The 10,035-nt window shown below is 75.6% G+C and carries 13 protein-coding genes; 12 read left to right on the forward strand and 1 reads right to left on the reverse strand.

Annotated features, from left to right (window positions below; all coding sequences use genetic code 11):
* From ACYVJ4_RS15740 to ACYVJ4_RS15770, 7 genes are all read left to right on the forward strand, one after another.
* Window positions 1-266: hypothetical protein (locus tag ACYVJ4_RS15740; RefSeq protein ID WP_460461087.1), on the forward strand; the 266-nt coding region annotated here is incomplete at its 5' end.
* A complete protein-coding gene (gene hisH, locus ACYVJ4_RS15745; RefSeq protein ID WP_460461088.1) occupies window positions 263-919 on the forward strand; it encodes an imidazole glycerol phosphate synthase subunit HisH in 657 nt (218 codons plus the stop codon). The genes ACYVJ4_RS15740 and hisH, both read left to right, overlap by 4 nt.
* 45 nt (window positions 920-964) lie before the next feature.
* On the forward strand, window positions 965-1,708 hold the full coding sequence (priA, locus tag ACYVJ4_RS15750) for a bifunctional 1-(5-phosphoribosyl)-5-((5-phosphoribosylamino)methylideneamino)imidazole-4-carboxamide isomerase/phosphoribosylanthranilate isomerase PriA (RefSeq protein WP_460461089.1): 744 nt from the start codon (window positions 965-967) through the stop codon (window positions 1,706-1,708).
* Between the two features lie 38 nt (window positions 1,709-1,746).
* A complete protein-coding gene (proS, locus tag ACYVJ4_RS15755) occupies window positions 1,747-3,159 on the forward strand; it encodes a proline--tRNA ligase (protein ID WP_460461090.1) in 1,413 nt (470 codons plus the stop codon).
* Window positions 3,159-3,896 (forward strand): SseB family protein, encoded by a 738-nt coding sequence (locus ACYVJ4_RS15760; RefSeq protein ID WP_460461091.1) that lies wholly within the window; start codon window positions 3,159-3,161, stop codon window positions 3,894-3,896. The genes proS and ACYVJ4_RS15760 overlap by 1 nt, the downstream gene beginning before the upstream one ends.
* Before the next feature lie 37 nt (window positions 3,897-3,933).
* The gene (locus ACYVJ4_RS15765; RefSeq protein WP_460461092.1) at window positions 3,934-5,124 is read left to right on the forward strand and encodes an MFS transporter; all 1,191 of its coding nucleotides are present in this window, start codon (window positions 3,934-3,936) and stop codon (window positions 5,122-5,124) included.
* A 32-nt stretch (window positions 5,125-5,156) separates the two neighbouring features.
* Window positions 5,157-5,693 (forward strand): O-acetyl-ADP-ribose deacetylase, encoded by a 537-nt coding sequence (locus ACYVJ4_RS15770; protein WP_460461093.1) that lies wholly within the window; start codon window positions 5,157-5,159, stop codon window positions 5,691-5,693.
* Between the two features lie 14 nt (window positions 5,694-5,707).
* Here the strand turns inward: ACYVJ4_RS15770 and ACYVJ4_RS15775 are convergent, their stop codons facing one another.
* The gene (locus tag ACYVJ4_RS15775; protein WP_460461094.1) at window positions 5,708-6,085 is read right to left on the reverse strand and encodes a DUF1844 domain-containing protein; all 378 of its coding nucleotides are present in this window, start codon (window positions 6,083-6,085) and stop codon (window positions 5,708-5,710) included.
* A gap of 287 nt (window positions 6,086-6,372) precedes the next feature.
* On the opposite strand from ACYVJ4_RS15775, the gene infC reads away from it, so the two are divergent.
* From infC to ACYVJ4_RS15800, 5 genes are all read left to right on the forward strand, one after another.
* A complete protein-coding gene (gene infC, locus ACYVJ4_RS15780) occupies window positions 6,373-6,993 on the forward strand; it encodes a translation initiation factor IF-3 (RefSeq protein ID WP_460461099.1) in 621 nt (206 codons plus the stop codon).
* 101 nt (window positions 6,994-7,094) lie between these two features.
* The gene (gene rpmI / locus ACYVJ4_RS15785) at window positions 7,095-7,289 is read left to right on the forward strand and encodes a 50S ribosomal protein L35 (RefSeq protein WP_460461095.1); all 195 of its coding nucleotides are present in this window, start codon (window positions 7,095-7,097) and stop codon (window positions 7,287-7,289) included.
* Between the two features lie 61 nt (window positions 7,290-7,350).
* A complete protein-coding gene (gene rplT / locus ACYVJ4_RS15790; RefSeq protein WP_460461096.1) occupies window positions 7,351-7,731 on the forward strand; it encodes a 50S ribosomal protein L20 in 381 nt (126 codons plus the stop codon).
* A gap of 53 nt (window positions 7,732-7,784) precedes the next feature.
* Window positions 7,785-8,672, forward strand: coding sequence for a TrmH family RNA methyltransferase (locus ACYVJ4_RS15795; RefSeq protein WP_460461097.1), 888 nt, complete (start codon window positions 7,785-7,787; stop codon window positions 8,670-8,672).
* Between the two features lie 48 nt (window positions 8,673-8,720).
* A complete protein-coding gene (locus tag ACYVJ4_RS15800) occupies window positions 8,721-9,818 on the forward strand; it encodes a sensor histidine kinase (protein ID WP_460461098.1) in 1,098 nt (365 codons plus the stop codon).
* Window positions 9,819-10,035 lie beyond the last annotated feature (217 nt).

Here is a 10,035-nt window from a genome sequence, read left to right on the forward strand (position 1 = left end):
TCGACGCCGTCGCCGACGCCCGTACCGACCGCACGCCCGGGCTCAGCGCGGCGCTGGCGGCCGACGAGGCCACCGCGGCGGACGTCGTCGACGGCGTGCTGCTGGCCCTCGGCCTGCCCGGTGCGGGCCTGACCCTGGCGGCGGTCGCGGCTGGCGACCTGCCCGGCGCCGTACGCGTCGACCCCGACGAGCGGGCGGCGCAGCGGTTCGACGCGTTCGCCGCGCACGAGGCCGACCTCGCCGGCCAGCTGGACGACGGCCGATGACCTCGCCGCGCGTCGTCGTCCTCGACCACGGGTCGGGCAACGTGCACTCCGCCGTGCGCGCGCTCGAGCGGGTCGGCGCCGACGTCGAGCTCACCGCCGACCGCGCGTCGGTGATGGCCGCCGACGGGCTGGTCGTGCCGGGCGTCGGCAACTTCTCGGCCTGCGTGGCCGGCCTGGCCGCGGTGCGCGCGGGCGAGCTGGTCGGACGTCGGCTGGCCGGGGGCCGGGCGGTGCTGGGCATCTGCGTCGGGCACCAGGTGATGTTCGAGCGCTCGACCGAGCCGTACGCCGCCGGACCGCTGGACGGCCTGGGGGAGTGGCCCGGCGTCGTCGAGCGGCTGCCCGCCGCCGTCGTCCCGCACATGGGGTGGAGCACCGTCGCGCCCGCCGAGGGCAGCCGGCTCTTCGCCGGGGTCGAGCACGAGCGCTTCTACTTCGTGCACTCCTACGCGGTGCAGCGCTGGGAGCTGCCGGCGCCGTCGACGTCCGCCCTCGGTGCGACCCTGCGCGCGCCGCTGGTCACCTGGGCCGAGCACGGCGTGCCGTTCGTGGCCGCGGTCGAGAACGGCCCCTTGGCCGCCACGCAGTTCCACCCCGAGAAGAGCGGGGACGCCGGCGCGCACCTGCTCGAGAACTGGGTGCGCGGACTGTGACCGCCGCCCCGACGACGTCCGTCCACCCTCCCGAGGAGCCCGCCCGTGTCCGGTGAGTCCCGCCTGCAGCTGCTGCCCGCCGTCGACGTCGCCGACGGGCAGGCCGTGCGCCTCGTGCAGGGCGAGGCCGGCAGCGAGACGTCGTACGGCGACCCGCTGGCGGCCGCGCTGGCCTGGGCCGAGGCCGGGGCCGAGTGGGTGCACCTCGTCGACCTCGACGCCGCGTTCGGCCGCGGCTCCAACCACGAGCTGCTGGCCGAGGTGGTCGGGCGGCTGGACGTCGCCGTCGAGCTGAGCGGCGGCATCCGCGACGACGCCTCGCTGGCGGCCGCGCTCGCCACCGGCTGCGCGCGGGTCAACCTCGGCACCGCCGCGCTGGAGGACCCGGGCTGGACCGCCCGCGCCATCGCCCAGCACGGCGACCGGATCGCGGTCGGGCTCGACGTCCGGGGCACGACGCTCGCCGCGCGCGGGTGGACGCAGGAGGGCGGCGACCTCTGGGAGACCCTCGAGCGGCTCGACCGCGACGGGTGCGCCCGGTACGTCGTCACCGACGTCACCAAGGACGGCACGCTGCGCGGCCCGAACGTCGACCTGCTGCGCGAGGTGTGCGCGCGCACGAGCGCACCGGTGGTCGCGAGCGGCGGCGTGTCGAGCCTGGACGACCTGGTCGCGCTGCGGGCGCTCGTGCCCCTCGGGGTCGAGGGCGCGATCGTCGGCAAGGCGTTGTACGCCCAGGCGTTCACGCTGCCCGAGGCGCTCGACGTCGCCGGCCGGCCCGAGGGCTGAGCCCCGCGCTCGCGAGCCCGCCCCTAGGATCGGGCCCCATGGCTCGTCAACGCGTCCTGACGCCTCGCTCCGAGGACTTCCCCCGCTGGTACCAGGAGGTGCTGGCCAAGGCCGAGCTCGCCGAGAACGGCCCGGTGCGCGGCAGCCAGGTGATCCGGCCCTACGGGTACGCGATCTGGGAGCGCATGCAGGCCGAGATGGACGCCCGGATCAAGGCGGCCGGTGCGCGCAACGCGGCCTTCCCGCTGTTCATCCCGCAGAGCTACCTGCAGCGCGAGGCCGAGCACGTCGAGGGCTTCAGCCCCGAGCTGGCCGTCGTGACGCACGCCGGCGGCAAGGAGCTCGAGGAACCCGTCGTCGTCCGGCCGACGTCCGAGACGGTCATCGGCGAGTTCATGGCGAAGTGGGTCTCGAGCTACCGCGACCTGCCCCTGCTGCTCAACCAGTGGGCCAACGTCGTGCGCTGGGAGATGCGCCCGCGGCTGCTGCTGCGCACCAGCGAGTTCTTGTGGCAGGAGGGCCACACCGCCCACGCCAGCGAGGCCGACGCCGCGGCGTACGCGCGCAGGATCCTGCACGAGGTCTACGAGGACTTCATGCGCACGGTGCTGGCGGTGCCCGTGGTCGTGGGCCGCAAGACGGTGCGCGAGCGCTTCGCCGGGGCCACGGCCACGATGTCGCTCGAGGCGATGATGGGTGACGGCAAGGCGCTGCAGATGGGCACCTCGCACGAGCTGGGGCAGAACTTCGCGCGGGCCTTCGGCGTCGACTTCCTCGACGCCACCTCGACCCGGCAGATCGCCTGGACCACCTCCTGGGGCACCTCGACCCGCATGCTCGGCGGGCTCGTCATGGCGCACGGCGACGACGACGGGCTGCGCGTCCCGCCCGGGCTGGCCGCGCTCCAAGCGCTCGTCACCGTGGTCAAGGACGGCGACGACGTCCTGCCCACCGCGTCCCGGCTCGTCGACGACCTGGCCGCCGCGGGCGTGCGGGTCGAGCTCGACGACCGCGTCGACACCCCCTTCGGCCGCCGCGCGGTCGACGCCGAGCTCAAGGGCGTCCCGGTGCGGGTCGAGGTCGGCCCCCGCGACCTGGCGGCCGGGCAGGTCACCGTCGTGCGGCGCGTACCGGGCAGCAAGACGCCGACCCCGGTGGCCCAGGCCGTCGCGGACGTCGTCGCCGCGCTCGCCGAGGACCACCAGGCCCTCTACGACGAGGCGCTGGCCCGGCGCGAGGGAGCGACCGTCGAGGTGGCGACCGTCGACGAGGCGGCCGAGGCCGCCGCCACCGGCTGGGCCCGCGTGCCGTGGGCCGCGGTGGGCGTCGAGGGCGAGGCCGACCTGGCCGGGCGCGGCGTCACCGTGCGCTGCCTGGTGCGCGAGGACGGCGGCGTGCCGACCTCGGACGACGAGCCCGGCGCGATCGCGGTCGTGGCCCGGGCGTACTGATGGGCGAGCAGCCGGCCGACTCCGCCGGCGTGCCCTGGACCGGCCGCACCCTGCCCCAGGGCGGCTTCGACGGGGACGACGGGTCGGCCGATCCCGCTGTGGCACAGGCGCTCTCGGCTCTCGCGGACGGCACGGGCGACGACGCAGCGGTCGTGGCGGCGCTGGCCTCGGCCCGCCTGCTCGTGCCCGTGGTGGCGGTGCTCGGCGAGGGCGTCGAGGCGGTGCACGGCACCGCCGACAAGCAGGCCGACATGGCCCTCGTGACCCTCACCGGTCAGGACGGCCGGCGCGCCCTGCCCGTCTTCTCGAGCCTGGAGTCGTTGCAGCAGTGGGACTCCAGCGCTCGCCCGGTGCCCGTCGACTGCCGTCGCGCGGCCGTGTCGGCGGTGGCCGAGGGCTGCGACCTGATGGTGCTCGACCCCGCCGGGCCGACGACCTTCGTGGTGTCGCGGCCGGCGCTGTGGGCCGTCGGGCAGGGCCGTCCCTGGCACCCGGCGCACCGCGACCCCGACGTCCGGGCGGTGCTGGACGACGCCGCCACCGGGGTCGACGGCGTCGTCGGCCTGGACGCCGAGCCGGGTCGCGAGGCCGAGCTGCGGGTCGTGGTCCGGGTGGCGCCGGGGCTGGACCCGGACGAGCTGCACCGCCTGGCGGGCGAGGTGGGGGAGCGGCTGCAGGTCAGCGACGTCGTCCGCGAGCGGGTCGACGGCGTGGAGCTCGCGATCACCTCCGCCTGACAGATCGTCGGCTCGGCGCGCTGGCAGGATGGCGGTCGTGCCCCTGACCCCGTACCGCCGCGTGCTCGCCGTCCCCGGGGTCCGGTCGATCACCCTGGTCGGGGCGCTGGCCCGCATCCCGCACGCGGCCACGACCGTCGTCCTGACCGTGCACGTGGTGCAGCGCCTCGGCCTCGGCTACGGCGCGGCCGGGGTCGTCGTGGCGGCGTGGACCATCGGCATGGCCTTCGGTGCGCCGTGGCGCGGGCGGGCGGTCGACCGGCTCGGGCTGCGCACGGCCCTGCTGCCGTCGCTGCTGGCCGAGGCCGTGGTGTGGTCGGCCGCGCCGTGGCTGCCGTACTGGGTGCTCGTCGGTGCGGTGGTCGTCGGCGGCGCGCTGGGGCTGCCGGTCTTCACGGTCATCCGGCTGGCGCTGTCGGTCATGGTGCCCGAGGAGCAGCGGCGCACCGCCTTCGCGCTGGACTCGATCAGCGTCGAGGTGTCGTTCATGATCGCGCCCGCCCTCGGCGTCCTGGTGGCCACGCAGGTCTCGACGACCGTGGCGCTGGTGGGCCTCGGGCTGTTCGCCGTGCTGGCCGGCGCCTGGCTCTGGGTGCTCGACCCGCCGACCCGCTCGGCCGCCGAGCGGGAGCGGGCCGCGGCCGACGGCGGGGCCACCGCGAAGCCGCGCATCCCCGTGACGGCGGCGCTGGTGGCGGTGCTGGGCGCCACGGCGGCGGCGACCGTGGTGCTGTCGGGGGCCGACGTCTCGATCATCGCCGCGCTGCGGGCCACCGACCAGATCGGCTGGACCGGCTTCGTCGCCGCCGTCTGGGCCTTCGGGTCGCTGCTCGGCGGCGTCGTCTACGGCGCGATCTCGCGGTCGCTGCCGCCGTCGTGGCTGCTGCTGGGGCTGGCCGTGCTCACCGCGCCCGTCGGGTTCTTCAGCGGCCCGGCCGCGCTGGCGGTGGCGATGTTCGTCGCGGGCTTCTTCTGCGCCCCGGTCATCACCGCCACGGCCGAGGTGGTGACCGCCTTGGTGCCCGAGCAGGTGCGCGGCGAGGCGATGGGCTGGCACGGCTCCGCGCTGACGGCCGGCATCGCGGTGGGTGCGCCGCTCGCCGGGTTCGCGATCGACCACGTCGACCCGTGGGCCGGCTTCGCCGTGGTCGGCGTCGTCGGGGCCGTGCTCGCCGTGGTCGGCCTGGTCGCGCTGCCCGCCGGACGACGTCCGGTGCCCACCGCCTGACGGCCCGCCGCGGCACGAGGCAGGATGGGGCCGTGTGGGTCGAGCTGGTGCGGGGCGACATCACCGAGCAGGACGTCGACGCCGTGGTCAACGCGGCGAACCGCAGTCTGCTCGGCGGCGGCGGGGTCGACGGCGCGATCCACGCCGCGGGCGGGCCGGACGTGCTGGCCGCCTGCCGCGAGCTGCGGGCCACCACGTTCCCGGACGGGCTGCCGACCGGGGAGGCGGTGGCCACGACGGCCGGCCTCCTGACCGCGCGCTGGGTGATCCACACCGTCGGCCCGGTCTACCCGCGCGAGCCCGACCCGGCCCCGCTGCTCGCCGCGGCGTACGGGTCGTCGCTGCGCGTGGCCGACGAGCTCGACGCGCGCACCGTGGCCTTCCCCTCGATCTCGACCGGGGCCTACGCCTACCCGATGGCCGAGGCCGCGCCGGTCGCGCTGCGCACGGTGGTCGAGGCGGGTGCGGCCGGCTCGGGCGTCGAGACGGTGCGGTTCGTGCTGCTCGGCGGCGCGGCGTTCGACGCGTTCGCCCGCGCCGCCCGCGACCTGGGCCTGGACGTCGGCTGACCGGCCTGCAGGGCCTACGCGACGGGGCCGGTGAGCTTCTCGCCGGGTCCCTGGCCGGGGGCGTCGGGCACGGGGAGCGCCTCGCGGAAGGCCAGCTGCACCTGCTTGAGGCCGTCGCGCAGCAGCGCGGCGTGCTGGTTGCCGACCTCGGGCGCGGCCGCGGTGACCAGCCCGGCCAGGGCGGTGATGAGCTTGCGGGCCTCGTCGAGGTCCAGGTGGCGCTCGGCGTCGGCCTCGGCGCCCAGACCGCACTTGACCGCGGCGGCGCTCATCAGGTGCAGCGCGGCGGTCGAGATGAGCTCGATCGCGGGGACGTCGGCGATGTCGCGCCGCTCGTCGGCCTCGTCGGCCTCGTCGCCCCCGTGCGCGGGAATTCCTGGGCCCGGTTCCATGCTGCTACCCTTGCAGACTGACCGACCCGGTCCGTCGGCGCCCTCCGGGGCTCCAGCAGTCCGGGTGCGCAAGAGGAGTCTCTCCCACCTGCGCGGCCGCGAGGCCGCCAGGTCCCGGTCCGGAACGGCCGCGAGGCCGGTCCGCGTGCTGCGGCACGCCGGTTCCCAGCCGGCGACGTCGCCGCCCGTGGCGTTCCCCGGACCGCGGCTCGAGGCTCCTCCCGCGTCGGCGGCGAGGAGCCTTTCTCGTCCCAGCGGTCGCCCCGTCAGACCGTGAGGAGCAGCACATCAGCGAGCCCCGCATCAACGACCGCATCCGGGTACCCGAGGTGCGGCTCGTCGGCCCGAACGGCGAGCAGGTCGGCATCGTGCGCGTCGAGGACGCGCTGCGACTGGCGCAGGAGGCAGATCTCGACCTGGTCGAGGTCGCGCCCAACTCGCGCCCGCCGGTCTGCAAGCTCATGGACTTCGGCAAGTTCAAGTACGAGACGGCTCTGAAGGCCCGTGAGGCCCGCAAGAACCAGATCAACACCGTGATCAAGGAGATCAAGCTCCGCCCCAAGATCGACCCGCACGACTACGGCACCAAGAAGGGCCACGTCGTCCGGTTCCTGAAGGCGGGCGACAAGGTGAAGGTCACGATCATGTTCCGCGGACGCGAGCAGTCCCGCCCCGAGCTGGGGTTCCGGCTGCTGCAGCGGCTCGCCGAGGACGTCGCCGAGCTCGGCTTCGTCGAGAGCGCGCCGAAGCAGGACGGCCGCAACATGATCATGGTGCTCGGACCGACGAAGAAGAAGGCCGACGCCAAGGCCGAGGAGCGCCGCCGGCGCAGCGCCGAGACCGCCACCGCGGTCGACGACGCGCCTGACGCGACGTCCGAGGCCACGCCGGTCGAGGCCCAGGCCTAGACCGCACCACCCCAGCTTCCGGTCCTGCGCGCCGCGCGGGACCGGCGGACGACGAAGCACGCCCGCCCGCGCGGGCGGACGAGACGAGGAGAACGGCAGCCATGCCGAAGAACAAGACGCACAGCGGTGCGAAGAAGCGCTTCCGGGTGACCGGCAAGGGCAAGGTCATGCGCGAGCAGGCCGGTCACGTCCACAAGTTCCACGAGAAGACGCCGCAGAAGGCGCGCGCCCTCTCCAACGACGTGGTGGTCGCCAAGTCCGACGTGAAGAAGATCAAGAAGCTGCTCGGCCGCTGAGGCCCCCGTTCCCCCAGCACGTCCGCTGCGCGGACGTCGCACCGACTGAAGGAGTACTCACGTGGCACGCGTGAAGCGGGCGGTCAACGCCCAGAAGAAGCGCCGGGTCGTCCTCGAGCGGGCCAGCGGCTACCGCGGTCAGCGCTCGCGCCTGTACCGCAAGGCCAAGGAGCAGGTCACCCACTCGCTCGGCTACGCCTACCGCGACCGCCGGGCCAAGAAGGGCGACTTCCGTCGCCTGTGGATCCAGCGGATCAACGCCGCGGCCCGCGCCAACGGCATGACGTACAACCGCTTCGTCCAGGGCCTGAAGGCCGCGGGCGTCGAGGTCGACCGTCGGATGCTGGCCGAGCTGGCCGTCAACGACGCCACCGCCTTCGCGGCCCTCGTCGAGCTGTCCCGCGCGAACGTCCCGGCCCAGGCCGCGGGCGACGCGGCCTGACGGCAGCCCGCACGCCCATCACCGACGCGCCTGCGCCGACCGGCGCACCCGCCGTGACCCCCTCCGTGGACGTCCGCCTCGCGAACCCGCGGGCGGACCGGGTCCGGCGCGTGCACCGGCTGGCCAGGCGCGTCGGTCGTGAGCGGGCCGGCCAGTTCGTGGCCGAAGGCCCGCAGGCGGTGCGCGAGGCGCTCGCCGCCCACGCTGCCGTCGGTGACGGCGCGGCCGTGGTCGCCGAGCTGTACGTCACGCCGGCCGCCGCCGAGCGGTACCCGGACGAGCTCGCCCTCGCGCGCGCCGCGGGCCTGGACGCCGTCGGGGTGAGCGAGGAGGTCATGGCCGCCATGACCGGCACGGTCAGCCCCCAAGGGCTGCTCGCCGTCTGCGCGGCCGTCGACCGGCCGCTCGCCGACGTCCTGGCGACCGCGCCCGACCTGGTCGCGGTGCTGAGCCACGTGCGCGACCCCGGCAACGCCGGCACCGTGCTGCGCGCGGCCGACGCCGCGGGCGCCGGTGCCGTCGTCCTGACCGAGGCCAGCGTCGACGTCCACAACCCCAAGTGCGTGCGCTCGACGGCGGGCAGCCTGTTCCACCTGCCGGTCGCGCAGGGCGCGACGCTGGCCGAGACCGTGGCCGCGCTGCGCGAGCGCGGGCTGGTGGTGCTCGCGGCCGACGGCGCGGGCGACCACGACCTCGACACCCTGCAGGACGACGCCGAGCGCGACCCGGACGCACTGCTGGCGCGGCCCACGGCCTGGGTCTTCGGCAACGAGGCCTGGGGTCTGCCGCCCGAGCAGCGCGCGCTGGCCGACGCCGTCGTCCGCGTGCCGATCCACGGCCGGGCCGAGTCGCTGAACCTCGCCACCGCGGCCACCGTCTGCCTGTACGCCTCGGCCCGGGCCCAGCGCCGCGAGCACCGCGCCGTCGGGCAGGGTGGGTAGAGTCGCCGTCATGCGCGGGGCCCCCACCAGCTGCGGCCGGGGTGCGTGATGCCCGGGGGCGCCGCGCCGGGGGGCGACGTCGAGCTCGACCACCTGCCCGACGGCGTGGTGGTCGCCGACGGTGACGCCGTCGTCGTCGCGGTCAACGCCGCCGCCGAGCGCGTGCTGCAGCGCGACCGCGCCGACCTGCTCGGCCGCGACGTGCGCGAGGTGCTGGTGCTCACCGACACCGAGGGTCGGCGCTGGTGGGCGTGCACCGACCCCTGGGGCGGCCTCGCCACGCGCACCGGGCACCGCGAGCGGCTGCTGCTGCTCAGCAACCCCGACGGCCCGGTCGAGGTGCTGGTCACCGCCACCTACCGGCGTCCGGGCAAGGGCCGGCCGGTCGACGCCGTGGTGCTCGGCGTCCGCGACGCGGTGGCCCGCCAGCGCCTGCTCGAGGAGCACGGCGCGCTCATCTCCACCGTCGCGCACGAGCTGCGCTCGCCGCTGACCTCGGTCAAGGGCTTCACCGCCACGCTGCTGCGCCGGTGGGAGCGGTTCACCGACGACCAGAAGCGCTTCATGCTCGAGACGATCGAGCACGACGCCGACCGCGTCACCCGCCTGATCACCGAGCTGCTCGACATCTCGCGCATCGACGCCGGCCGGCTCGAGGTGCGCCGCCAGCCGGTCGACGTCGCCGTCGCCGCCCGCCGCTACGTCGACCGGATGGTCGCCAGCGGCAACGACGAGCGCAAGTTCGTCGTGCACGCCGCTCCCGACCTGCCCGAGGTGTGGGCCGACCCCGACCGGCTCGACCAGGTGCTGGCCAACCTGCTCGAAAACGCGGTGCGGCACGGCGACGGCACCGTGACACTGGACCTCGTGGCCACCTCCGAGGTGCTCGTCCCCGGCTCCGACCCCGAGCCGGTCGTCGCCGTGAGCATCAGCGACGAGGGCGAGGGCATCGACGACGAGAACCTGCAGCGGGTGTTCACCCGTTTCTGGCACGGACGTCGTCGCGGTGGCACCGGTCTGGGGCTCTACCTCGTGCGCGGGCTGGTCGAGGCGCACGGCGGGCGGATCACCGTGGGGCGCGCGAGCTCGGGTGGTGCCGAGTTCCGATTTACGCTGCCCGCCTCGGTGCCCGACCACGTGGCCTGAGCGCGGGCGCCCACCCCCGGCCTGGGACCATGGGCCGACTCCCCGCACCACGGAACGAGGTCATCATGTCCGCCCCCAACTCCAGCTACGACCCGGTGGAGGTCGAGGCGCTGTCGGTCGACGCGGTCGCCGCGGCGCTGGCCGACGCGCTCGCCGCGACCGCGGCGGCCGGGTCGCTCGACGAGCTGAAGGCCGCGCGCCTCGCGCACGCCGGCGA

The organism is Angustibacter peucedani, assembly GCF_054779595.1.